The organism is Micromonospora sp. NPDC005163 (assembly GCF_053599835.1).
The window spans coordinates 25,271-49,663 of the sequence record NZ_JBSFYP010000011.1; the positions used below are offsets into that span (position 1 = coordinate 25,271).

Here is a 24,393-nt window from a genome sequence, read left to right on the forward strand (position 1 = left end):
CTTCGGGGGTGGGCGATGGGCGATGAAACTAGCGCTGGGAGTTTCGACGCTACCCGCTGGACCGGGCGGACTCCACCGGACCGAGGGGGCCGACGGTGCGGGCGTACTCGGCGGCCAGGCCGTGCAGCAGGGCGTCCAGGCCGAGGGCGAACGCGCCCTCGTCCACGCTCTGCTGGTGCTCGGCGAGCCGGTGCGCCTGGCGCAGGTGCGGGTAGTGCGCGGCGTACAGCTCGGGGTCCTCGACGAAGCCGCGGGCGAACGAGCCGAGCGCCGACCCGGCCACGAAGTAGCGCAGCGCGGCGCCGATGTGGGTGGCCCGGGCCGGCGGCCAGCCGGCGCGCACCAGCCCGCCGTAGACCGCGTCCGCCATGGCCAGCGCGGCCGGCCGACGGCCGGGCCCCTGGGCCAGGTACGGCACGATGTTCGGGTGCGCGGTGAGCGCCCGCCGGTACGACCAGGCCCAGTCGCGCAGCGCGGTGACCCAGTCCCGGCTGGCGAAGCCACCGGTGTCCACCGCGGCGGTGACCGCGTCGGCGACCGCGTCCAGGATCTCGTCCTTGGTGGCGAAGTGGTTGTAGAGCGACGGACCACGCACGCCCAGCTCGGCGGCGAGCCGGCGGGTGGAGAACGCCGGCAGGCCCTCGGCGTCGATCACCGCGGTGGCGGTCTCGACGATGAGCTGCCGGGTGAGCCGGGGCTGGCGTGGTCGGGGCACTGCGCTCCTCGCGGGTCTCGGCCGTGGGGTCTGGACGCGGCAAAACTTACACCGCTAGTTTAAGGGTGACCGGCAGCACCGACGCCAGGAGGACCACCGTGGACTTTTCGCTGACCGACGAGGAGCGGGCGGTACGGGACACCGTCCGGTCGTTCATCCGCCGCGAGGTGATGCCGCTGGAGGAGGAGGTGCTCCGCCGGGAACGGGCGCACCAGCCGGGCCTGGACCACTCCGAGGTGCGCGAGCTGCAACTCAAGGCTCGCAAGTTCGGCTTCTGGGGCCTGGCCACCCCGGAGGAGTACGGCGGGATGGACCTGCCGGCGGTGCTCCAGTCGCTGATCTGGACCGAGCTGGGCCACACGTTCGTGCCGTTCCGTTTCGGTGGCGAGGCGGACAACATCCTGTTCCACGCCACCGAGGAGCAGAAGCGGGAGTTCCTCATCCCGACCATCGAGGGCGAGCGGCGCTCCTGCTTCGCGATCACCGAGCCGGGTGCCGGTTCGGACGCGGCGAACATTCGGCTGTCCGCCCGCCGCGACGGCGACGACTGGATCCTGGACGGCGAGAAGACGTTCATCACCGGCGGCAACGACGCCGACTTCGCCATCGTGGTGGCGGTGACCGACCGGGAGAAGGGCGCCCGCAACGGCGGCGCCACCGCGTTCCTGGTGGAGCGGGCGATGGGCTGGCGCTCGGAGTTCATCCAGACCATGGGCGAGGGCGGGCCCGCGTCGCTGATCTTCGACGGCGTACGCGTGCCGCACCGCAACATCCTCGGCGAGGTCGGGCAGGGCTTCACGCTGGGCATGGAGTGGATCGGCAAGGGCCGCTACACCATCCCCTCGCACGCCATCGGCATCGCCGAGCGGGTCCTTCAGATGGCCATCGACCACGCCAACACCCGGGAGACGTTCGGCTCGAAGATCGGCACCAACCAGGCCATCCAGTGGATGATCGCCGACTCGGAGACCGAGCTGGAGGCGGCCCGCTGGCTCGTGTTGAAGTCGGCGTGGACGGTCGACCAGGGCATGGACCCCCGGCACGCCTCGTCGATGGGCAAGCTCTACGGCGCCGGAATGGTCAACCGCGTGGTCGACCGGGTGCTCCAGATCCACGGCGGCATGGGCTACACCCGTGAGCTGCCCATCGAGCGCTGGTACCGGCAGGTCCGGCTCTACCGGATCTTCGAGGGCACCGACGAGATGCAGCGCCTGATCATCTCGCGCGACCTGCTGCGCGGGTACACGAAGATCGGCGGTCACCTGGCCTGAGCGGGGGTGGTGCTGACCAGCTCAGCTGGTCAGCGCCGTCAGGGCGGCGTCCACATCGGCCTCGGTGGAGTAGATGTGGAAGGAGGCCCGGACCCGGCCGGCGCGCACCGCTGCCCGGATGCCGGCCGCCGTCAGGCGCCGCTCCGCGTCGGGCACGTCGACGGTGACGATGGCGCTCTCCCCCGGCGGCCGGCCCAGCCCGGTCAGGAACCGGTTGGCCAGCGCCACGTCGTGTGCCCGGATCGCCGGCACGCCGATCTCGGCGACCAACTCCAGGGCGGGAGCCGCGCCGACCCAGCTGAACCAGGCCGGTGAGATGTCGAACCGGCGGGCGTCGTCGGCGAGCCGCAGCGGCGGTCCGTAGTAGGAGGCGTGCGGGTCGCGGCCCGCGTACCAGCCGGCGGCGTCGGGGCGCAGCCGGTCACGCAACGCCGGTGCCAGATAGGCGTACGCGGTGCCGCGCGGGTTCATCAGCCACTTGTAGCCGCCCACCGCCACCACGTCGGCCCGGCTCGCGTCAAACGGCAGCCAGCCGCACGCCTGGGTGGCGTCCACCACCACCAGCGCGCCGTGCGCGCGGGCCGCGGCCACGATCTCGTCGTACGCCGCGACAGCCCCGTCGGCCGACTGCACCAGGCTGAACGCGACCAGATCGGTGTCGGCGTCGATCGCGTCGACCAGCGACTCCAGCGGCACCGTCCGGACCTTGACCCCGCGATCCTCCTGGACCAGCCAGGGGAACAGGTTCGAGGTGAACTCGACCTCGGGGACCACCACCGTGGCACCGGCCGGCAGCGCCGCCGCGACCGGCGCGAGAATCTGGGACACGGCCGCACCGACCGCCACGTCACCGACCGGCACCCCGATCAGGCCGGCGATCGCGGTACGCGCCCGCTGCACGGAGTCTCCCCAGCCTTCCCACGACGTACGGCCGACCCGCCAGTCGGCCAGGGCCTCCTGCATCGCCGTCCAGGCCGGCTCGGGCGGCAGCCCGTAGGAGGCGGTGTTCAGCCAGCCGGGCTCCGGCTTCCACAACTGCTGTGCCTGCTCGATGTCCACGGGACCGACGCTAGGCGGGACGGCCCGGGTTCGGCACGGCCAATCGGCGGCCGGCGGCCTGCGGCGCATGGACGAGCCACCTGTGCGCCCTGCGCGGCGGGCCGGTCCCTGACGAGCGTGATGACTCTGAGGTATAGATATGACACTGAGGTATAACGCTCACGAACATCCTGCCGCCCCAACGGGCTGAGCCGTCACGGCTTCCCACCTCGGCCGGACACGTCACCGCCGCCCGGCGGGTGGATCCGGGAGAGGCTGTCGGCGAGACCGGCCAGCCAACGGTCGACCTCCACCAGATGCCGGATCGAGGACTGGGAGCCGACCGCACCCAGCAGGGGGCGGATCCGGTCGAGTTCGTCGACGCAGTCAGCCGGCGGGGGCACCGGGCCCGACGGCCGGCCGTGCGCGACCTCGTCGGCGAGGTCGTCGTACTCCGATCGCAGTTGACCTGCGGAGTCCCGTAGTAACGGCGCCACCGCGGGCCAGCCCGCGAGGCAGCCGGGTGGGTTGCGCCGCAGCAACGACTCGGCGGCGGGCACCGCGCGGTGCCCAGCGGCCAGGACGGCGTCCCAGTCCACGCGCCGGCTCGGCGGCTCGGGCCGCTCCGTGTGGTACTGGCAGTAGGACGAGTCGACGAGGACCATGCTCCTGCGGACCCGTTCGAAAGCCTGGTCGGGCCGAGGGCCGCCGAGCACCGCCCGGATGGTCTGGTCGACCGCGTCCGCGCTGGCCTCCAGGTAGCGGGCGGCGTTGCGCCGCAGGTCGCGGCTCGCGCCGCGCGGCCACATGGCGATGCCGGCGACCACGCCGATCACGGCGCCGAGCACGACGTCGACCAGGCGGGCCGCGGCGAGTCGCCATCCTTCGGGGGCGAGCTGGGCGAAGACGAACGTCAGCAGCACGGTGAACAGGGCCTGCTGCCAGACCGGCCCCAGCAGGCGGCCCACGCCGAAGGCCAGCATCAGGGTGAACGGCAACGCGATGGCGTACACGATGGGCTCCTGGACGAGGAGCAGGAGCCCGCCGCTGACGACGACCCCGGCGATCGTGCCGAGCACGGCGGGCCGCAGCGCCGTGCGGGTGTCCGCCGCCGAGGTGCGCAGGACGGTGAGGGTCGCCAGGAGCACCCAGAAGCCGTGGGTGAGCGACAACACCCCGGCGGCCACCCGCGCGACGGCCAGCGCCACGGCCAGCCGCAGCGAGCTGTGCAGGTAGTCGGATCGGGGCGCCAGGTGGAGGCGGAACTGTCGCCAGTACAGCGTCCACGGGCCATGCCGCGCGTACTCGAACTGCCCCGAGACCTCCTCGCCCTCGAGCCGTGACCCGTTGGCCACCCGGGCACCGACGGCGAGAACCCGTACCTGGTCGGCGAGGGCCAGCGCCGTCGCGTCCCGGCACAACCGGGGCACGTCCGGCGCGTGGCGGTCGTCGCCCTCTCCAACGGGGTACGCCCTCTCGGCCCGCCCGATCGCGGCGTCCAGGTCGCCGAGGTCGACCGGCGGTGCACCCGGCGCCAGGCTCCCGCCAGCGGCACGGGTCGTCTCGGCACACGAGCTCAGCAGCCGCGCCGCGGCTAGGTCCGGGATCGGCTCCGGCGGCGCGTCCGCCGCCAACCGGTCCGCCTCGGCGAGCACCTCCCGCAACGCCGCCGCGCAGATTCGCAACGCCCGGTCCCGAGCGCCCGCCGCGGTGGGTGCCCACTCCGGGGGATTGCGGCCCAACGCGAGGCCGGCCACCGCGTCGTACGCCCGCTCGCGCCGTGTGTCCCGACCGCCGTGACCGCCCCGCGGATCGGTCAACAGGGCGGCGGTGGCCTCCAGGAACGCCGCGACGCCACCAGTGGCCTCGACGAGACGCTGCCGGTAGGTGACCGGCACCGGATCGGGCCAGAGGAACACCTCGGCCACCGCGAGCAGCACGACGGCGAGCGTGACCCCCGCCAGCCGCTCCGGCAGGGTGTCCGGCTGGTACGGCGGGAAGGACGCCAGGATGTAGAAGAGCTGGAACGCGCTGGCCAGCCCGACCAGGCGCGGGTTGCCGACCCCGGCGAACGCCACGACGAACCCGATGACCAGCATTCCGCCGGCGGCCGCCCAGGTGCTCCACGCCAGCAGGGTGCCCGCGGCGATCAGGGCCCAGACCGCCGGCAGTGACGTGACGAGGATCCGCGCCCGCTGGGGCGCCGGACCGGGCAGCTGCGCGAACGACCCGGCGGCGACCACGCCGAACAGACCGTACGTGGCGAGCATCGGGCTGCCCGCGCCGTAGCGGCAGGCGTAGAAGACGACGGACGCGACGAGGGTCAGGCGTGCCGCGCGCCGCAGGACGGCATCCCCCGGGTCACGGCTGCGAAGCCGGCCCAGGAGGCTGGTTCCGAGCACGCCGGCTCCCCCGGGTTCGTCGCAGCGCCCTCCCCGGCCCACCATTTTCCATGGAGCCTCCCGGTGGCGGCGGGTTTCGCGCCGAATAGCCCGCGTCAGCGCTCAGCTGGCCCGCCACTTCTGGTTCGCCTGCCCGTTGCACTGCCAGAGCTGCAGGCGGGCGCCGTTGTCGGGGTTCTGGTCGAGCACGTCGACGCATCTGTCCGCCCTGGTGTTCACCAGGTCGTGGGCCTTGTTCAGGGTGAACTTCTGGGACCCCGCGCCGGTGCAGTCGGCCAGCTGGACAGCGGCCCCGTTCTCGGTGGAGTGGCCGGCGACGTCCAGGCACTTGCCCATCGAGCGGACCGTGCCGTCCGCCGGGAAGGTCCACAGCTGCTTGGCGGTCCGGCGGCAGTCCCAGATCTGGAGTCGAGCACCGGCGGTGGCGTTGCCGTCCGGGATGTCGATGCAGCGGTCACTGGCGAAGCCGACGATCTGCTTCCCGGTGGGCGTGTTGGTCGGCGTCGGCGACGGGGGCGCTGGCGGTGCCGACGGCTGCTGCGCCGGATTCCCCGGGCCGGTCGTCGCGCCGCTGCCCGGCCGCGGCGACGACTGCCCTGCGTCCCCGGACGGCGGTGGGCCGGCCGATCTCGACGGCGAGCCGCCCGTGACGGGCAGGCCCTGGAAACCATCCGTGATCAGCGCGAAGACACCCGCGCTGGCCGACCACTCGGCCGCCGAGGTGGTCCAGCCGATCGTGTACGCGTGGCCGTTGTGACCGACGAAGGCGCGGCTCACCGCGCGCATCGGCGTACCGTCCTCGGCGGTGTACGTCCACTCCCATTGCGCCGCCCGTGCCTGGTAGCGCAGCGCGGCGAGCCGGACCTGCCGGTACTTGGCGTACCGCTTGCGTTCCGCCTTCTCCCGCGCCCGTAGCTCGGCGGCCAGGTCCGCCGGGACGCGGCGGAGTTCGTCGACGACGAGCACGCGGCTGCCGTCCGGCTCGCGGAATTCGGCCCGCTCACCGTTTCGCCGCGGCTGCCAGCCGTCCGGCACCGGTACGAGGAAGCGCGGATCGTCGCGGTGGTAGTGCCAGCCGGCGGGCGGCGGTGGCAGCACCCTGGACACCGGCGTCTCGGCGATGGGCGACGGGTTCGCGGTCGGCATCGCCACCTGGCGGTCGCCCGCTCCGCCGGACATTCCGCGGTTCACCAACGCCGCACTCACCAACGACACGAGCAGCAGGGCAGCGGCGAGTGACCCGATCAGCCGACCCCGACGCCTGCGGACCGGCGTTGGAACAGGCGCGTCGGGGACGGCCGGTGACGCTGGCGGACCGGACCCGACGGTGACGAACTCGGGCACGATCTGCGGACGAGAATCGTCGCCGGTGTTGATCCGGGCGGCCGGCACATCCGGGTCGACGGCGCGGCGCAGTAGGCGATCCGCCTCCTCGGCGCTGATCCGCTGAGCCGGCTCCCGCCGCAGCAGTCCTTCGAGGAGCGGGTTCAGCAGCCCGGCTCGCTGCGGCGGTGGTGGCGCCTCGGTGGCGAGGGCGGCGAGCGTGGCGATCGGGGACGAGCGTTGATAGGGGGTACGTCCCTCCACCGCCGCGTAGAGGGTGGCGCCGAGTGACCAGAGGTTGGCGGCGGGGCCGACGTCGCCGTCGGTGGCCCGCTCCGGTGCGAGGTACGCGGGCGAGCCGAGCACCATGCCGGTCTGCGTCATGCGCGGGTCGCCGGGGAGGGTGGCCAGACCGAAGTCGGTCAGCACCACCCTGCCGTCGTCGGCGAGCAGCACATTGGCCGGCTTGACGTCGCGGTGCAGCACGCCGGCCTGGTGTGCCGCCCGCAGCGCGCCCAGCACACCCAGCCCGATCCGCGCGGCGCGGGCCACCGGCATCGGACCCTCTGATTCGAGCACCTCGTGCAGGGAACGGGACGGGACGAGCTCCATCACGATCCAGGGGTCGTCGCCGGAGTGCAGCACGTCGAAGACGCGTACCACGTTGACATGACCCAGGCGGGCGACGGCCCGAGCCTCGCGCATGGACCGTTCGCGCATCTCCCGACGCTCGTCGTCACGCAGACCGGGCGGTGCCACCAACTCCTTGATGGCCACGTCCCGCTGGAGCATCTCGTCACGGGCCTGCCACACACGGCCCATTCCGCCCTGTCCGAGCGGACGTACCAGCCGGTAGCGATTGGCAATCAACTGTCGAGGGGTGTCGGGCACGACAGGAAGGTGCCTGGCGATCATTACGTGCCCAATTCTTCCCGACAGGTGGAAAGCGACAGTTGGATATGTCACACGCGGCTTTCGGCGGCCTCCACTGGACCATTCCGACACAACTCCACTATGCACGCCCACTGTCGCCCAACGCGATGTTACCAATGCGTATATCGGCGATCTGATATGAATATCGAATGAACTCGAATCCCGTCGAGACCCGTACGGCACGGCCTCCGGCCGGACCGGGGCCCATGCAGGGCATCTGGACCAGGCCGAACCTGCTCTGGGGCCTCACGTTCCTGATGGTGACGCTGACTGCCTGCACGCCCCCGAGCGACTCCAGCCGCCCTGCCACACCGTCTGTCGATGGCGCGGCCACGGCAACGGCCGGAAGCAGTGGTGAGACGCCGTGCACGACATCGGCAGCGGCGATGCCCACGCCACCGGAGGGTTATCGGCTCGTGGGCGAGAATGCGGCGGTGCCGGGCCGCACGGTGCTGCCCGCGGAGGAATCGGGCGAGGCCGATCCAGCAGCTCGGCTATTTGCCAAATGGGGATTGGTCGTACGCGCCGGAACTGTCGTTGACCTTCAGGTGGCGCCCGGATGGGAAGACGACGCCCGGATCGGATGGGGCGCTTCGGGAACGCCCGCGGCGACCGCCCGGGTGCACGCCTGCGCGCCCACGGAGGGACAACCTCAGTGGATGGCCTTCGTCGGCGGCACGTGGGTTGCACGAGCCACCTGCCTACCGCTCATCGTCCGGTCGGACGGGCGGCAGGACCGAGTCAACCTCGGCATCGGCCGTCCCTGCGACGAAACCAACACGCCGTAGCCCCAGGCCGTCTGAAAGCAGCTGACCGATGACCACGACGCTCCGGAGCCGTGGTGGGCGGCGCATCCTGGCAGGATGTTCCGGTGCGCTTCACCCCTCACCTCGTAACGTCCTTCCGGATGCCGTCGAACGCCCCTCGCGTACCCGATATGGCCAGCACCGCCGACACTCCCGCCGTCCAGCGGTGGCCGCATCGCCGGCTCGTCGTGATCCGCCGGCACGACGAGCTGTTGGCATACGACCTCGACCGGCTCCTCAGCGGCGACGACACTCCCGCCGCGCGGTTCCCGGCGCCATGGCCGCGTGGGGCGGGCGGGGTCGATGCGGTGAGCCCTACCCTCGACCTGGCGGTCTTCAGCGGCCAGCACGCTCTGCACGCGGTCGACCAGACCGGCACGCTGCGCTGGAGTGTGCGGCACGCGTGCTGGGGCTCCCCCTGCTCGTCGCTCCACGAGTCCTACGAGGAGTACGCGGGCACCGACGAGCACCGCTATCCCGATCGGGGCTCGTGCGCGATCAGCGCGGACGGCTCGACGGCTTGGGCGCACGTACGCACCCCTCTGCCCGACGACGCGGAGGCGGAGTACGACGAGGAGTGGCTCGTGATCGACGCCACCGACGGTCGCATCCTGGGACGGGCCTCGACCGACACCGCAGCCGCCGGCTCCCACCACGTTCCCCACCCCGACCCCGGCCAGATGGGCATCAGCATCGGCGAAGGCCAGGACGGTGTCCCGCTGCGGTGGGGCCGGTGGGACGGCGTCCAACTCACCGTCACCTCGATCGGGGATGACGACCGTTCCCTCATCGACGTCAGCCCGTCCGGGAGACTGTTGCTCACGGTCGCCCACCATCAGGGAGACCTGGCGGTCCATCGGCTTCCCGACGGTGCGGTGCTGCACGAGGTTGCCGCCGACCAGCTTCAGGCCCACCCGCAACCACCGTCGGACACGGCGGAGGAGCCCTACTGGGACTACCAGTGCGGCTTCGTCGACGAGCGCACGGTGATCGCGAGCGCCGACGAGAACGATGAGGAGTACGGTCGCCCGCAGCATTGGCTCGTCGACGCGTCGCAGGGTGACGTGCTCGGTCGGGTCGAGTACTCGATGCCCATTTCAGAGAGCCCGATGGCGCTCGGCGACGGCACATGGCTCACCTGCGGCGAGGACCCGTTCCAGCTCCTGCTGTGGAGTCTTTCCCCGGTGGAACGTGTCTCGTCTACCGCAACCACTCAGCCGTGATGGAGTGACCGCTTCGGTGTGAACTCTCGGCGGGGCGGCCGGTCTCTTCGGATGGACGAGCAGTACGTCCGCGGCAAGGCCTTCAACCTCGCCCTTCTCGCCACGGCGCAGGCGCAGCCAGGGGAACCGGAGCGGGCTTGCCTCGTCGGGGCGGAAGCATTGACTCTGACCACACGGCTCCAATCGGCCAGGGCCGCCCGCTACGTACGCGACCTGCAAGCTGAACTCGTGCCCTACCGCCGACGACCCACCGTTCAACAATTCATCCGGCGGGTCGACGCGGTCCTCGGCACCCGGCGCTGACGCCTACAACTCCCCACGCGCCTGTCGGGCAACCAACTCCAGTACTGCGATCACCGTCCCGGCCCCGACGATCTCGCCTTGTGCCACGAGCTCCCGCGCCTCGGCCAGCGGGATCCAGGCGACCCGCTCGGCCTCGTTCACGTCGACCGGACCATCCGTGTGCTCCGCCGCCCGGGAGAGGAAGAGGAGGTTCTCGGCGTCCGCGGTGCCCACCCATGGTTGGAACGACAGGAGCGGCTCGACCTGGTGCGGACGCCACCCGGTCTCCTCCTCCACCTCGCGTACGGCGCACACATCGGGCTGCTCGTCACTATCGACGTAGCCGCCGGGCAACTCCCACACCCATCGGTCGAACACGAACCGGTGCCGCCGCATGAGCAGCAGGCGCTCGCGATCGTCGAGGACCGCGACCATGGCCGACCGGGGTGCTCGAATCACGTACTGCTCGAACCGTCCGCCGTCAGGCAACTCCACGTCGGCGATGCTCAGCCGCGCTCGCCGGGTATCGTCGACGCTTCGCTCACCGTGAATGGTCCACCGGGTCAGCTCCGTCGGCTGCTCGTCCGTCATCGGCTCAGTATCGACTCACTCCGCCCGCCTCGATCGGTGCCCACATCTGTTGTGAACCCGGGGTCCCGCTGCCGTTGAGCAGGCGGGACCCCGGGGTGTCTCTTCAACGAGGTCAGACCGACGCCCCGACTGGCGCGGCCGGCTCGTCGGCGGGCCGCCGCGACGCCGACTCGTCCTCGTTGTCGTGCTCGTCGAGCATTGTCGCCTCGTCGAACGGGTCGTCGCCGCGCAGCACCTCAACCGCCCGATCCCGATCAAATTCCCCGGTCCACGTCCCCACCAGCACGGTCGCGACCGCGTTGCCGGCGAAGTTCGTCAACGCCCGTGCCTCCGACATGAACCGGTCGATGCCCACGATCAAACCGACCCCGTCCACCAGGTCGGGCCGGTGCGACTGAAGCCCACCGGCCAGCGTCGCCAGCCCGGCGCCGGTGACCCCCGCCGCTCCCTTGGAAGCGATGATCATGAACAGCAGCAGCGAGATCTGCTCACCGATCGACAGCGGCTTGCCCATGGCGTCGGCGATGAACAGTGACGCCATGGTCAGGTAGATCGCCGTGCCGTCCAGGTTGAACGAGTACCCGGTCGGCACCGTGATGCCCACGACCGGCTTGCTCACCCCGAAGTGCTCCATCTTGGCGATCAGCCGCGGCAGCGCCGACTCCGACGACGAGGTCGACAGGATCAGCAGGAACTCCCGGCCGAGGTACCGCAGCAGCGAGAAGATCGAGATCCGGGCCACGAACCACAGCAGCGCGCCGAGGACGACCAGCACGAAAATCAGGCAGGTCGCGTAGAAGCCGACCATGATCTGCGCGAGGCTCTTGAGCGCGTCCACGCCGGTCGCGCCGACCACGGCGGCCATGGCACCAAACGCGCCGATCGGCGCCAGCCACATGATCATGGCGAGCACCTTGAAGACCACCCGCTGGATGACGCCAATGGCGCTCAGCACCGGCTCACCGCGCCGGCCCATCGCCTGTACGGCGAAGCCGACGAGCAGAGCGACCAGCAGCGTCTGGAGCACCTCCCCTTCGGTGAGCGCGGAGAGCAGCGTGGTCGGGATGACCCCGAGCAGGAAGTCCGCCGTACCCCCGGCCTCGTCGCCCGCGGCGGCCTTGCCCGCGCCGGCGAGGTCCTGACCCAGGTCCAGGCCGGAGCCGGGGTGGATGAGGTTGCCGACCACCAGGCCGATGGCGAGCGCGACGGTCGACATGGTCAGGAAGTAGCCGAGGGCGAGTCCGCCGACCTTGCCGACCTTCGCGGCCTGCCGGACGGAGCCGACGCCCAGCACGATGGTGCAGAAGATGACCGGGCTGATCATCATCTTGATCAGGTTGACGAAGCCGGTGCCGATCGGCTTGAGTTCCTTGCCGAAATCAGGGGCGACCAGGCCGACCACGATGCCGGCCAGCACGGCGACGATGACGGCCAGGTAGAGGTAACGGGTACGGTCCCGACGGACCGGCGGCGCCGGTGTGGTGGTGGTTGCGGTGGAGTCCATGTCGACAATGTGAAGCGCGTCTCACCCGTTGACAGCCTTGCGGTCATTCTGTTCACCGCGGAAGCAGCAACGGCACCGGCGCAACGAGGAGGTGGTGGAGGTGGCCCAGCGCCAGTGGAGCATCGCGGGGCAGCTGTTCGCCCTCCAGGCGGTGGTGGTGACGCTGCTCGTGCTCGCCGGCGCGGCGGGCGCCGTCTGGTTGGCCCGAAGCGACGCCCAGCAGGCGGCACAGGAGGAGGTGCTCGCGGTGGCGCAGACCGTGGCCCGCTCCCCCGACGTCCGCGCGGCCCTCGCGACCGCCGACCCGGCCAGCACCCTCCAGCCGTACGCCGAGTCGACCCGACTGGCGACGGGCACCGACTTCGTGGTGGTGATGGCCCCGGACCGCACCCGCTTCTCGCACCCGACCCGGGAGCTGATCGGCCAGCCGTTCGTCGGGGAGATCGCGCCGGCGCTGGCCGGCCAACCGTTCACCGTCACCAACGTCGGCACGCTCGGCGAGTCGGTGCGCGCGGTGGTTCCGGTGTACGACGACCAGCGCCGGATCGTCGGCCTGGTCTCGGTGGGCATCACCACCTCGGCGATCAACCGCAAGCTCCTCGGACAGTTGCCGGTGCTGCTGGGCGTCGCCGCGCCGGCGCTCGCCCTCGCCGCGACCGGCTCCTGGCTGCTCAGCCGCCGACTGCGCCGCCAGACGCACGGCCTGGGGCCGGCCCAGATGACCCGGATGTACGAGTACTACGACGCGGTCCTGCACTCGGTGCGCGAGGGTCTCGTCGTGCTGACCACCGACCGCCGGGTGGCACTCGTCAACGACGAGGGCCGCCGGCTGCTGGGGCTCGACGCGGACGCGGCGGTGATCGACCAGCCGGTGGCCGGGATCGACCTGCCGCCGGCGGTGGCCGAGCTGCTCGGCTCCGGGCGGGACGCCCTCGACGAGCCGGTCCTGGCCGGTGACCGGGTGCTGGTGGCCAACCAGCGGATCACCCGGTTCGAGGGCGCCGTGCTCGGCACGGTGCTGACCCTGCGCGACCAGACCGAGCTGCGGACCCTGGCCAGCGAACTGGACTCGGTACGTGCGCTCACCGAGGCGTTGCAGGCGCAGACCCACGAGTCGGCCAACCGGCTGCACACCGTGCTGACCCTCGTGGAGCTGGGCCGCCCCGACGAGGCGGTGCGGCTCGGCACCCGGGACCTGGCCCTCGCTCAGCAGCTGACCGACCGGGTGGTCGGCGCGGTGACCGAGCCGGCGCTGGCCGCGCTGCTGCTCGGCAAGTCGGCGCAGGCCAGCGAGCGCGGGGTGGACCTGGTGATCGAACCGGACTGCCGGCTCGACGACAGCCCGCTGCCGACCAACGACCTGCTCACCGTGGTCGGCAACCTTCTCGACAACGCCCTCGAAGCGGTGGCCGGTACGCCGGCGCCCCGCCGGGTGCGGGTCTTCGTCGGCGCGGTCGACGACGAACTGGTGGTACGGGTCGCCGACAGCGGCCCCGGGCTGGCGCCAGATCGGGTGGCGGACGCGTTCCGGCGCGGCTGGTCCACCAAGAGCACCGGCCGTGGCCTCGGCCTGGCCCTGATCGGTCAGGTGATCCACCGGCACGGTGGTCGTTCCGAGGTGGGCCGCTCGGACGACGGCGGCAGCCTGTTCACCGTCCGGCTGCCGATCGTCGGGGTACGCCGATGACCGACATCCGGGTGCTCGTCGTCGAGGACGAGCCGCTGCTGGCGGCGGCCCACACGGCGTACACCGAACGGGTTCCCGGCTTCGTCGTGGTCGGGGTGGCGCACACCGCGCGGGCGGCCATGGCGGCGCTGCGCGCCAACGACGGCGGCGACGTGGACCTCGTACTCCTCGATTTCCGGCTGCCTGACCTGCACGGCCTGGACGTCTGCCGGGCGCTACGCGCGGCCGGCAGCAGCGTCGACATTCTCGCGGTGACCTCGGCGCGGGACCTGGCGGTGGTACGCACCGCGGTCTCCCTCGGCGTGACCCACTACCTGCTCAAGCCGTTCACCTTCGCCGCCTTCCGCGACAAGCTGGAGCGCTACGCCGACTACCGCGCCCAGGCGCTCGCCGACGGGGAGGTGGCCGCCCAGCACGAGGTGGACCAGATGTTCGCCACCCTGCGCGGCACGACCGGGCACAGCCTGCCCAAGGGGTTGGACGCGCAGACCCTCAAGCGGGTACGCGCCGCCCTCACCGACCCGACGCGCGCGGAGGTGGGGCTGTCCGCGACCGAGGTGAGCGCGCTGACCGGCATCTCCCGGGTGACCGCCCGCCGCTACCTGGAGTACCTGGTCACCGTCGACCGGGCCGCGCGCCACCCCCGCTACGGCACCCCCGGCCGCCCCGAGGTCGAGTACCGGCCAAGGTGAGCCCCGGCCGACAAACCAATTGCGCCACCGTGACAACCGGCCGCGACGTGCGGCGTGCTGTCTGGTCGACCGGCCACCGTTGGCGACGTTCCACGGCAAGGATTACGCCGACTTCGCCGATCACGACGGCCTTCGTCTCTTCGACGTTTCCTAGCAACCGGATCAGGGTCAGGCGATCTGACGCAGGTCGTCGCCGTAGTCGAAGATGATCCGCATCCGGGCCCCGAGCGCTCGCGCGTACCGACTCAGCGTCGCAACCTCGTTGGCCTCCAGGTCGCCGTTCTCGATCTGGCTGACTCGACCAGGCGTGACGCCCATCAGCTCGGCCACCTGCCGCTGGGTCAGACCCAGCCGCTTCCGCTCCTCAGCAAGATGGAATGCACTGATCCACGCTTCGGTGCGGGCACGCTCCGCATCGAGCGCTTCATCGTCCCCGTCGTGCAGCTCAGCTCGGATGTCGTCCCAGTCATGGAATTCGCTCATCAGCCCTCCCTCCGCTTCCTCTCAAAGGCAAGCCAGCCCTCGTACGCAATCTCAGCGACCGGAACCGCTTTCTCGTACCATCGATTCCAATCTCCTGCCTTGTTGCCAGCAACCAACAGCACTGCCTGGGACCAGGGATCGAAGACGAACAGCACCCGAACGGCGACGTCCCTTCCAGATCTCGGCCGGAGTTCCTTGAGGTTGCTGATGCTCGAACCTCTGAGGGTGTCGACCAGGGGCCGCCCCAGGCCCGGACCGGTCTCCGCAAGCATGTCGATCGCCACGTTGACCGACCGGTAGGTCGCGGGGTCCGTTTGGCGCAGGGATCGCAACCAGTCGCGGACGTCCGTTGTCGTCCTGATCGCCCAACGACGTGGCGGCTCATGAGACATAGGAAAACTATAGCTCAGCCTATACATGGCGTCCTCAGACGAGCAGGTCTGATCCGTTGTTAGAATCGGCGGAGTTGGGTGTCAACGAACGACCAGGGAGACCAGACATGGCGGGTGACGACGACATCTCCGGGTGAGACCGGATGTGTTCGGCCATCGGTTCGGCGCGCGTGTGCGCGGCTGCCGTGGCCATGTCGTCGTTCCACCGGTCCCCGTTTGTCGTCGGGCGGCTCTGGCGCGCCCACCCCACCCTTTGAGGTCACTCGCATGTCTGATGCGTTCATTGTCTGCTCGAATCTGTCCTTCTCCTGGCCGGACGACACCCCGGTCTTCTCGGAGTTGTCCTTCACCGTGCCGGGCGGTCGCACCGGCCTGGTCGCGCCCAACGGCGCCGGCAAGAGCACGCTGCTGCGGCTGATCGCCGGGGAGCTGCGGCCCAGCGACGGCAGCGTCACCGTCGACGGGGTGCTCGGTTACCTCCCGCAGACGCTGCCGCTGGCCGGCGACCTGACCGTGGCCCAGGTGCTCGGCGTCGCCGAGCGGATCGCGGCGCTGCACGCCATCGAGGCCGGCGACGCCAGCGAGAAACACTTCGCCACGATCGGCGACGACTGGGACATCGAGGAGCGCACCCGCGCCGAGCTGGACCGGCTCGGCCTCGGTGACCTGGAGCTCGACCGGCGGTTGCACACCCTCAGCGGCGGCCAGGTGGTCTCCCTCGGCCTGGCGGCGCAGCTGCTGCGACGCCCGGACGTGCTGCTGCTCGACGAGCCGACCAACAACCTGGACCTGGAGGCCCGGCACAAGCTCTACGACGTCCTCTCCGACTGGGCCGGCTGCCTGCTGCTGGTCAGCCACGACCGGGAACTGCTGGACCGGATGGACCGCATCGCTGAGCTGGACCGCGGTGAGATCCGCTGGTACGGGGGCAACTTCACCGCGTACACCGAGGCGGTGCAGGCCGCCCGGGAGGTGGCCGAGAGTAACCTGCGCAACGCCGAGCAGGAGGTCAAGCGGGAGAAGCGGGAGATGCAGCAGGCCCGGGAGCGGGCCGACCGGCGGGCCAGCAACGCCTCCAAGAACCTGAAGAACGCCGGCCTGGCCCGGATCGTGGCCGGCGGGCTCAAGCGCAGTGCGCAGGAGTCGGCGGGCAAGGCACAGGAGACGCACTCCGCGCGGCTCGGTCAGGCCAAGGCCCGACTCGACGAGGCTGGGCGGGCGGTACGCGAGGAGGACCGGATCACCGTCGACCTGCCGGACACCAGCGTCCCGGGCGGGCGCACGGTCTTCTCCGGTCAGGGGATGCGGGCCCGCTTCGACGACCGGGAGCTGTTCGGTGGCGACGGCGCCGATCTGGTGATCCGGGGGCCGGAGCGGATCGCGCTCACCGGTGCCAACGGCGTCGGCAAGTCGACCCTGCTACGCCTCGTCAACGGTGACCTCGAACCGGCCGGCGGCGAGATCAAATGGGCCGACGGGCGGATCGCGTACCTGTCGCAGCGGCTGGACCTGCTGGACCTCGACCGCACGGTGGCGGAGAACTTCGCCGCGTACGCGCCGAACCTGCCGGACGCCAAGCGGATGAACCTGCTCGCCCGGTTCCTGTTCCGGGGCGCCCGGGTGAACCTGCCCGTCGGGGTGCTCTCCGGCGGCGAGCGGCTGCGCGCCACCCTCGCCTGCGTGCTCTGCGCCGAACCGGCGCCGCAACTGCTGCTGCTCGACGAGCCGACCAACAACCTGGACCTGGTCAGCGTCGCCCAACTGGAGAGCGCGTTGAGCGCGTACCAGGGCGCGTTCGTGGTGGTCAGCCACGACGAGCGGTTCCTCGCCGAGATCGGCGTGCAGCGCTGGCTGCGGCTGGCCGACGGCCAGCTGCGGGAGATCGCAGCCCCCGACCGGGGCTGAGCCCGGCGGCGTCCCGGGGCCCGGTCAGCTCACGTTGGCCGGGCCCAGGACGCTCTTCAGGTCCCCCATCAGCGCGGTCGTCGCCGCCACCCGGAACGGACCCAGCCGCAGGGTGGTGGTGCGGCCGCCGTTGAGCAGCTTGACGTGCACCTCGGTGTCGCCGGGATGCAGCACCAGGGTCTCCTTGAGTCGCTCCACCAGCGGCGGCGTGCACCGGTGCACCGGGATGGTGAGGGTGACCGGCTTGTTGGTGGCGCTGGTGCTGACGTCCGGCATGGACATGTCCATCGCCATGATCCGTGGGGTGTCGTCGCGGCGGTCCACCCGCCCCTTGACCACCACGATCGCGTCCTCGGCGATGTACTGCCCGATCACCTCGTAGGTGTTGGGGAAGAACAGCGTCTCCACCCCACCGGCCAGGTCCTCCAGGGTGGCCGAGGCCCAGGCCCGGCCCTGCTTGGTGACCCGGCGCTGCACCCCGGAGAGGATGCCGGCGAGGGTGACCACCGCGCCGTCCGGCACCGCGCCGTCCTCGGCGAGGGAGGCGATGGTGGTGTCGGCCGCCGCGCCGAGGATGTGCTCCAGGCCGAACAGCGGATGGTCCGAGACGTACAGGCCGAGCATCTCGCGCTCGAAGGCCAGCTTGTCGCGCTTGTCCCACTCGCTGTCGCCGATGGTCGGCATCACCGTCGTGCTGCCGGTGTCGGCGTCACCGAAGCCCGCGCCGAAGAGGTCGTACTGGCCGACCGCCTCCTTGCGCTTGACGTCGGCGTACGCGTCGATGGCGTCCGCGTGCACCGCGAGCAGGCCCTTGCGCGGGTGCTCCATCGAGTCGAAGGCACCCGCCTTGATCAGCGATTCGATCGTCTTCTTGTTGCAGACCACCGCGTCCACCTTGGACAGGAAGTCGTAGAAGTCGGTGTAGTCGCCCTTCTCCTGCCGGCAGCGCATGATCGAGGCGACCACGTTCGCGCCGACGTTGCGCACCGCGGCCAGGCCGAAGCGGATGTCCGTGCCGACCGGGGTGAACGGCCCGGCCGACGTGTTCACGTCCGGTGGCAGCACCTGGATACGCATCCGGCGACACTCGGACAGATAGAGGGCCATCTTGTCCTTGTCGTCACCAACCGAGGTGAGCAGCCCCGCCATGTACTCGGCGGGGTAGTGCGCCTTGAGGTACGCGGTCCAGTAGGAGACCAGGCCGTACGCGGCGGAGTGCGCCTTGTTGAAGGCGTACCCGGCGAACGGCACCAGGACGTCCCAGACCGCCTGGATAGCCTCGTCGGAGTAGCCGCGCTCGCGGCAGCCGTCCCGGAACGGGATGAACTCCTTGTCGAGGATCTCCTTCTTCTTCTTGCCCATCGCCCGGCGCAGCAGGTCCGCCTGACCGAGGGTGTAGCCGGCGAGGATCTGCGCCGCGCGCTGCACCTGCTCCTGATAGACGATCAGGCCGTGGGTGGGTGCCAGGATCTCCCGCAGCGGCTCCTCCAGCTCCGGGTGGATCGGCGTGATCTCCTGGAGGCCGTTCTTGCGCAGCGCGTAGTTGGTGTGCGAGTCGACGCCCATCGGGCCGGGCCGGTACAGCGCCAGAACGGCGGAGATGTCCTCGAAGTTGTCCGGCTTCATCAACCGCAGCAGCGAGCGCATCGGGCCACCGTCGAGCTGGAACACGCCGAGGGTGTCACCGCGGCCCAGCAGCTCGTAGGCGGCCGGGTCGTCCAGCGGCAGGCCCAGCAGGTCGAGCTTCGTGCCGTGGTTGAGCTCGATGTTCTTGACCGCGTCGTCGATGATCGTCAGGTTGCGCAGGCCGAGGAAGTCCATCTTCAGCAGCCCGAGGGACTCGCACGTCGGGTAGTCGAACTGCGTGATGATCGCCCCGTCGGCGTCGCGGCGCATCAACGGGATGTGCTCGATGATCGGCTCGGCGGACATGATGACGCCGGCGGCGTGCACGCCGGTCTGCCGGATCAGCCCCTCGATGCCCTTGGCCGTGTCGATCACCTTGCGGACGTCCGGGTCCGAGTCGTACAGGCCGCGGATCTCGCCGGCCTCGGCGTAGCGGGGGTGCTTCGCGTCGAAGATGCCGGTGAGCGGGATGTCCTTGCCCATCACGGCCGGCGGCATCGCCTTGGTGATCCGGTCGCCGACCGCGTACGGGAAACCGAGCACCCGGGCTGAGTCCTTGATCGCGGCCTTCGCCTTGATCGTGCCGAAGGTCGCGATCTGGGCGACCTTGTCCTCACCCCACTTGTCGGTGACGTACTTGATCACCTCGCCGCGCCGACGCTCGTCGAAGTCGATGTCGACATCGGGCATCGAGACGCGCTCGGGGTTGAGGAACCGCTCGAAGATCAGGCCGTGCTGGATCGGGTCCAGGTCGGTGATGCCCAGCGCGTACGCGACGAGGGAGCCGGCGGCCGAACCTCGGCCCGGACCCACCGCGATGCCCTGGTTCTTCGCCCACTGGATGAAGTCGGCGACCACGAGGAAGTACGACGGGAAGCCCATCTGGTTGATGACGCCCAGCTCGTACTCGGCCTGGACGACGTGCCCCTCGGGGATGCCGTTCGGGTAGCGGCGGGCCAGCCCGGCGAAGGTCTCCTTGCGGAACCAGGTCTCCTCGGTCTCCCCCTCCGGGACCGGGAAGCGCGGCATCAGGTTGTGGAACTCGAACATCCCGGTCGGGTCGACCTTCTCGGCGACCAGCAGGGTGTTGCGGCAGCCCTGCTGCCACAGCTCGGAGGAGTCGACCGCGCGCATCTGGTCGGCGCTCTTGATGAAGTAGCCACCGCCCTCGAGGCGGAACCGGTTCGGGTCGTCGATGTTGCTGGCCGTCTGCACGCAGAGCAGCACGTCGTGCGCGGTGGCCTGCTCCTCGACCGTGTAGTGCGAGTCGTTGGTGACCACCGGCGGGATGTTCAACTTGCGGGCGATCTCGGTGAGCCCCTCACGGACCCGACTCTCGATGGAGAGGCCGTGGTCCATGATCTCGACGAAGTAGTTGTCCTTGCCGAAGATGTCCTGGTAGCTGGCGGCGACCTTGAGGGCCTCGTCGAACTGGCCCAGCCGCAGCCGGGTCTGCACCGCGCCGGACGGGCAGCCGGTGGTGGCCATGATCCCCTCGGCGTGCTCGGCGATCAACTCCATGTCCATCCGCGGCCACTTGATGTAGTGCCCCTCCATGGACGCGCGCGAGTTGAGGGTGAACAGGTTCTTCAGGCCCTGCGCGTTCTTCGCCCACATCGTCTTGTGGGTGATCGCGCCGTTGCCGGAGACGTCGTCGCTCTTCTGCTCCGGCCGACCCCACTTGACCCGCGCCTTGTGGTAGCGCGACTCGGGCGCCACGTACGCCTCGACGCCGAGGATCGGGGTGATCCCAGCGGCCATCGCCTGCTTGTAGAAGTCGTTCGCGCCGTGCATGTTGCCGTGGTCGGTGATCGCCACCGCCGACATGCCGAGCCGGTTGGCCTCGGCGAACAGGTCCTTGAGCCGGGCCGCCCCGTCGAGCATCGAGTACTCGGTGTGCACGTGCAGATGCGCGAACGAATCGGCCATGCGTGGCGCCCCCCGGCGATTTGGATCTTGGTGGTCGGAGCCGACCGGGACCTACCCTACCGAGGTGATCTCGGCGGCTCCACCGTCCGCGCCGAGGGTGGCCCTCGTCTCCCCCACGGCTAGTCTCGGAGGATGGCGAGGTACTACGACGTGCACCCGGAGAACCCGCAGCCCCGGATCATCGGCCAGATCGCCGACCTCATCCGCGGCGGCGGGCTGGTCGCCTACCCGACGGACTCCTGCTACGCGCTCGGCATCCAGCTGGGCAACCGGGACGGGCTGGACCGGATCCGCCAGATCCGCCATCTCGACGACCGGCACCACTTCACGCTGGTCTGCCGGGACTTCGCGCAGCTCGGCCAGTTCGTCCAGATCAGCAACTCGGTCTTTCGCCTGGTGAAGGCGTCAACCCCGGGCAGCTACACCTTCATCCTGCCGGCCACCCGTGAGGTGCCCCGCCGGATGCTGCATCCCCGCAAGCGCACCGTGGGTGTCCGCGTACCCCGGCACACGGTGACCCAGGCGCTGCTGGCCGAGCTGGGCGAGCCGCTGGTGTCGAGCACCCTGACCCTGCCCGGCGACGACGAGCCGATGACCCAGGGGTGGGAGATCAAGGAGCGGCTCGACCACCAGCTCGACGCGGTCCTCGACGCCGGCGACTGCGGCAAGGAGCCGACGACCGTGGTCGACCTGTCCGGGCCGGAGCCGGAGATCCTGCGCCGGGGCGCCGGGGACCCGTCCCGCTTCGAGTAGGGCGCCCGACTCGGATCGGGTGCCGGACCGTACGCGGGTGGACGGGCGCACATCATCAGGGTGGTGGTCCGCTAGCGCGCCGGTTCGCGGTCGAGGCCAGTGTCAGGATGCCACCGCCTCCGGGGCGGATCGGCGCCGCGCGCGGAACAGTTCGCCGGCCGCCACCCCCAGCAGCACCAGGGCTGCGGCGACGCCCAGCGCCAGCCCGGGCAGGTGCGCCGCCAACGGCGCCAGGGCGATCGCCGCGACGACACCGATGACGTGGGACAGCGGCACCCGCCCGTAGACCTCGTGTTCCAGCACCGCCCGACCGCAGAGGAAGAGCCCGGCGCCACCCAGGATGAGCGCGGTCATGGGGGCGCCGGGCCGCTCCCCCGGCTGCGCGATGATTCGTTCGATGCCGGCGGCCGTGCCCACCACGCCGGCTACCTTCAACCAGTGGGCGTACGGATTGGTCTGCACCAGCCGGGCTCGGCGCGGTGACGCCTCGATGGCGGCGCGGAGGGTCGCGCCCGCTCCCTGGTCGTAGCTCCACCAGAGCACCACTGCCGTCAGGAACGCGGTGCCGAAGGCGCCGATCCGACCCGGGGTGAAGGGCTCGTGGCTCAGACTGAGAACGCTGACCAGGACGAGTTCGCCCAGGGTGAGGATGTAGATCTGCTGGTACCGCTCGGCGAGGTGCTCCGGCGCCACCTGGTACCGCGGCAGGGGCGCCCGACCGGGGATGGGGAAGCGGAACCCGAACGCGATGTAGTCCACGGCCAGCGCGGCGAGCCACACGACGAGCCGCCACCCGGGGTCGTCCACGAGGCCGCCGACCACCCAGAGGGTCCCCGAGCCGAGGCTCCAGACCAGGGCGCGGAGGGATCGCTCCTGCTCCTGCCGACCGCGCAGCGACCGGATGAGCACCAGCCCCCGGCCCAGATTTATTGCGGCCCAGGTCCCACCGAAGATCAGTCCGTGGTCACGGAACGCCGTCGGCAGCGCGGCGGACATCAGCATGACGCAATGCCCAGGATCAGGTAGGGAATTGGCCGCTTCCGCGGACTGTACGTATCAGTGATCAACGTCGTGGTCACCCACACCGCCCACAGCGTCGACAGGGCGAGCAGCGCCTGGCCAATGCCGGTCCAGGTCCCCTCGGCGGCCATCTTCTGCGATGTCAGGGTCAGGCTGGCGATGAAGGCGAGGTCGAAGAACAGCTCCAGCAGGTCCGCACGCTGCGGCCCCTCGACCATGCGGGTCAGCGGCCGACGCGGGCCGCCCGTCACCGGCATCCGCTCGGACTCCTGCCGAGCCGGCGGCGGGCGGGCGGCGCCGCGACCACGGCCTGACAGCGCTTCTCCGCCACGATGACAGCTTCACACCCGAGGGACCGCCATCGGGCGCGTTCGCCCGCACCGCGACGGCGAGCGACCGCACCCGCACCCTCCGACCACTCGAAGGGGCACCGGCAAACACGATGTTATTGCTGTGGACAACAGTGTGTGCTACACAGTATGGTGTGACACATGGTTAGCGAGGACGTTCTACGGACGCACCTACAGGAGCTGCGTCGAGGCACCGTCGTGGTAGCCAGCCTGGTCGCGCTGCGCCGACCGGACTACGGCTACGCACTGCTGCAACGGCTCACCGACCACGGCTTCCCGGTCGACGCCAACACGCTCTACCCGCTGCTGCGCCGCCTGGAGGACCAGGGCCTGCTGACCAGCGAGTGGAACACCGAGGAGAGCCGGCCGCGCAAGTTCTACCGGACCAGCGACGAGGGCGAGTCGATGCTGGGCCGACTCCTTGACGACCTCGCCGCCGTACAGACCTCCATCACCGGACTGATCCAAGGAGTGGACCGATGAACACCCTGACCGACCGCTATCTCGCCGCCACTCTGCGCTCGGTTCCCACCCCGCGCCGAGGCGAGATCGCCAGCGAGCTGCGCGCCTCGATCGAGGACATGATCGAGGACCGGACCGGCGGCGGCCAGGAACCCACCACCGCCGAGCGGGAGGTGCTCACCGAGCTGGGCAACCCGGACCTCCTGGCCGCGCAGTACGCCGACCGCCGGTTGCAGCTCATCGGCCCGACGTACTACCTGGTCTGGCTGCGGCTGCTGAAGCTGCTGCTCAGCTTCATCCCGGCGCTCGTCGGCACGGTGGTGACAGTCGTCCAGGTCACGGAGGGCAAGGGCTTCGGGGCCATCGGGACCGGCATCGTCACCGCCCTCCAGGTCGGCGTGCAGATCGGCTTCTGGCTCACCCTGACCTTCGCCCTCATCGAACGCGCCCAACCCGGCACCGGCCTGCCCGACTGGACCGTCGACCAACTTCCCGACGTCCCCGTGCACAAGGACGTCTCCCTCGTCGACACCATCGCGTCGGTGGCCATGCTGGTGCTCACCATCGGCTACCTGCCGTTCCAGCACTACCAGTCCTGGGTGCACGGCAACGACGGCGACAACATTCCGATCCTCGACCCGGCCCTGTGGTCGTTCTGGCTGCCGGCCCTGATCGGGGTACTGGCCGCCACCGCGATCTTCGAGATCGTCAAGTACCGGATCGGGCGCTGGAACTGGGCCCTGTTCGGGACCAAGGCGCTGCTCAACCTGGCGTTCACGGTGCCGGTGCTGTGGTTGGCGCTCTCTGACCGGCTGCTCAACCCGGCCCTGGCCGAGCGCCTGAGCTGGCTGGCGGAGGCGGACAACCGGAACAGCCTGGGCGCTTTCATCGCGTTGGGCGTGGCCGTGGTCCTGGTCTGGGACCTCATCGACACCGCCATCAAGACCCGCCGCCAGACGGCATGAGCAGCAGCCGACCAGGCGGCCCGGTGCGGACCCCCGCGCCG

At 70.6% G+C, this 24,393-nt stretch carries 20 protein-coding genes and 1 pseudogene; 10 read left to right on the top strand and 11 right to left on the bottom strand.

From position 1 onward, the window contains the following. Window positions 1-49 precede the first annotated feature (49 nt). Window positions 50-715 carry a TetR/AcrR family transcriptional regulator gene (locus tag ACWD6N_RS10580; RefSeq protein ID WP_354964183.1) on the bottom strand — a complete coding sequence of 222 codons (666 nt, stop codon included), beginning with the start codon at window positions 713-715 and terminating at the stop codon, window positions 50-52. 98 nt (window positions 716-813) lie between these two features. Here ACWD6N_RS10580 and ACWD6N_RS10585 point away from each other — a divergent pair, with 98 nt between their 5' ends. Then, window positions 814-1,986: an acyl-CoA dehydrogenase family protein gene (locus tag ACWD6N_RS10585; protein WP_387325722.1), complete on the top strand. Its 1,173-nt coding sequence runs from the start codon at window positions 814-816 to the stop codon at window positions 1,984-1,986. Between the two features lie 21 nt (window positions 1,987-2,007). Here ACWD6N_RS10585 and ACWD6N_RS10590 read toward each other — a convergent pair whose 3' ends face one another. The 3 genes from ACWD6N_RS10590 to ACWD6N_RS10600 all read right to left on the bottom strand — a co-directional run bounded on the left by ACWD6N_RS10590 (window position 2,008) and on the right by ACWD6N_RS10600 (window position 7,640). Then, the gene (locus tag ACWD6N_RS10590) at window positions 2,008-3,045 is read right to left on the bottom strand and encodes an aminotransferase class V-fold PLP-dependent enzyme (protein ID WP_354964181.1); all 1,038 of its coding nucleotides are present in this window, start codon (window positions 3,043-3,045) and stop codon (window positions 2,008-2,010) included. Window positions 3,046-3,239: 194 nt separating this feature from the next. Next, on the bottom strand, window positions 3,240-5,426 hold the full coding sequence (locus ACWD6N_RS10595) for an FUSC family protein (RefSeq protein WP_387325725.1): 2,187 nt from the start codon (window positions 5,424-5,426) through the stop codon (window positions 3,240-3,242). 102 nt (window positions 5,427-5,528) lie between these two features. Next, window positions 5,529-7,640: a protein kinase domain-containing protein gene (locus tag ACWD6N_RS10600; RefSeq protein WP_387325728.1), complete on the bottom strand. Its 2,112-nt coding sequence runs from the start codon at window positions 7,638-7,640 to the stop codon at window positions 5,529-5,531. Window positions 7,641-7,888: 248 nt separating this feature from the next. On the opposite strand from ACWD6N_RS10600, the gene ACWD6N_RS10605 reads away from it, so the two are divergent. The 3 genes and pseudogenes from ACWD6N_RS10605 to ACWD6N_RS10615 form a co-directional block, all read left to right on the top strand. Continuing rightward, window positions 7,889-8,470: a hypothetical protein gene (locus ACWD6N_RS10605; RefSeq protein WP_354964179.1), complete on the top strand. Its 582-nt coding sequence runs from the start codon at window positions 7,889-7,891 to the stop codon at window positions 8,468-8,470. Window positions 8,471-8,619: 149 nt separating this feature from the next. Further along, entirely contained in the window at window positions 8,620-9,711 is a 1,092-nt protein-coding gene (locus ACWD6N_RS10610) for a hypothetical protein (protein WP_354964178.1), read from the top strand. A gap of 27 nt (window positions 9,712-9,738) precedes the next feature. Then, window positions 9,739-10,014: pseudogene (locus ACWD6N_RS10615) on the top strand (XRE family transcriptional regulator); the annotation flags it as partial. Window positions 10,015-10,017: 3 nt separating this feature from the next. Here ACWD6N_RS10615 and ACWD6N_RS10620 read toward each other — a convergent pair. Then, window positions 10,018-10,584 carry an NUDIX hydrolase gene (locus ACWD6N_RS10620; protein WP_354964177.1) on the bottom strand — a complete coding sequence of 189 codons (567 nt, stop codon included), beginning with the start codon at window positions 10,582-10,584 and terminating at the stop codon, window positions 10,018-10,020. A 112-nt stretch (window positions 10,585-10,696) separates the two neighbouring features. Beyond that, window positions 10,697-12,088 carry a cation:dicarboxylate symporter family transporter gene (locus ACWD6N_RS10625; protein ID WP_354964176.1) on the bottom strand — a complete coding sequence of 464 codons (1,392 nt, stop codon included), beginning with the start codon at window positions 12,086-12,088 and terminating at the stop codon, window positions 10,697-10,699. 100 nt (window positions 12,089-12,188) lie between these two features. On the opposite strand from ACWD6N_RS10625, the gene ACWD6N_RS10630 reads away from it, so the two are divergent. Beyond that, window positions 12,189-13,775, top strand: coding sequence for a sensor histidine kinase (locus ACWD6N_RS10630; protein ID WP_354964175.1), 1,587 nt, complete (start codon window positions 12,189-12,191; stop codon window positions 13,773-13,775). Further along, window positions 13,772-14,467: a response regulator gene (locus ACWD6N_RS10635; protein WP_354964174.1), complete on the top strand. Its 696-nt coding sequence runs from the start codon at window positions 13,772-13,774 to the stop codon at window positions 14,465-14,467. Before ACWD6N_RS10630 ends, ACWD6N_RS10635 begins: the two co-directional genes overlap by 4 nt. A 168-nt stretch (window positions 14,468-14,635) precedes the next feature. Here the strand turns inward: ACWD6N_RS10635 and ACWD6N_RS10640 are convergent, their stop codons facing one another. Continuing rightward, window positions 14,636-14,950 carry a transcriptional regulator gene (locus ACWD6N_RS10640; protein ID WP_354964173.1) on the bottom strand — a complete coding sequence of 105 codons (315 nt, stop codon included), beginning with the start codon at window positions 14,948-14,950 and terminating at the stop codon, window positions 14,636-14,638. Next, complete coding sequence (locus ACWD6N_RS10645) at window positions 14,950-15,342, bottom strand: type II toxin-antitoxin system RelE/ParE family toxin (protein ID WP_354964172.1); 393 nt, start codon at window positions 15,340-15,342, stop codon at window positions 14,950-14,952. The genes ACWD6N_RS10640 and ACWD6N_RS10645 overlap by 1 nt, the downstream gene beginning before the upstream one ends. A gap of 267 nt (window positions 15,343-15,609) precedes the next feature. Between ACWD6N_RS10645 and abc-f the strand changes: the two genes are divergently transcribed. Next, entirely contained in the window at window positions 15,610-17,247 is a 1,638-nt protein-coding gene (gene abc-f / locus ACWD6N_RS10650; protein ID WP_354964171.1) for a ribosomal protection-like ABC-F family protein, read from the top strand. Between the two features lie 24 nt (window positions 17,248-17,271). Here abc-f and dnaE read toward each other — a convergent pair whose 3' ends face one another. Beyond that, window positions 17,272-20,802, bottom strand: coding sequence for a DNA polymerase III subunit alpha (dnaE, locus tag ACWD6N_RS10655; protein ID WP_354964170.1), 3,531 nt, complete (start codon window positions 20,800-20,802; stop codon window positions 17,272-17,274). 132 nt (window positions 20,803-20,934) lie between these two features. Here dnaE and ACWD6N_RS10660 point away from each other — a divergent pair, with 132 nt between their 5' ends. Next, window positions 20,935-21,555, top strand: a complete 621-nt coding sequence (locus ACWD6N_RS10660) for an L-threonylcarbamoyladenylate synthase (RefSeq protein ID WP_354964169.1) — start codon at window positions 20,935-20,937, stop codon at window positions 21,553-21,555. Between the two features lie 102 nt (window positions 21,556-21,657). On the opposite strand, the gene ACWD6N_RS10665 is transcribed toward ACWD6N_RS10660, so the two are convergent. Together ACWD6N_RS10665 and ACWD6N_RS10670 are read right to left on the bottom strand one after the other, a co-directional pair. Further along, window positions 21,658-22,557: a low temperature requirement protein A gene (locus ACWD6N_RS10665; protein ID WP_354964168.1), complete on the bottom strand. Its 900-nt coding sequence runs from the start codon at window positions 22,555-22,557 to the stop codon at window positions 21,658-21,660. Further along, window positions 22,551-22,832 (bottom strand): low temperature requirement protein A, encoded by a 282-nt coding sequence (locus ACWD6N_RS10670; RefSeq protein WP_354964167.1) that lies wholly within the window; start codon window positions 22,830-22,832, stop codon window positions 22,551-22,553. The genes ACWD6N_RS10665 and ACWD6N_RS10670 overlap by 7 nt, the downstream gene beginning before the upstream one ends. A 234-nt stretch (window positions 22,833-23,066) precedes the next feature. Between ACWD6N_RS10670 and ACWD6N_RS10675 the strand changes: the two genes are divergently transcribed. Then, window positions 23,067-23,408 (top strand): PadR family transcriptional regulator, encoded by a 342-nt coding sequence (locus ACWD6N_RS10675; RefSeq protein WP_121676282.1) that lies wholly within the window; start codon window positions 23,067-23,069, stop codon window positions 23,406-23,408. Further along, window positions 23,405-24,352 carry a permease prefix domain 1-containing protein gene (locus ACWD6N_RS10680; RefSeq protein ID WP_354964166.1) on the top strand — a complete coding sequence of 316 codons (948 nt, stop codon included), beginning with the start codon at window positions 23,405-23,407 and terminating at the stop codon, window positions 24,350-24,352. The genes ACWD6N_RS10675 and ACWD6N_RS10680 overlap by 4 nt, the downstream gene beginning before the upstream one ends. The last annotated feature ends 41 nt before the right edge of the window (window positions 24,353-24,393 follow it).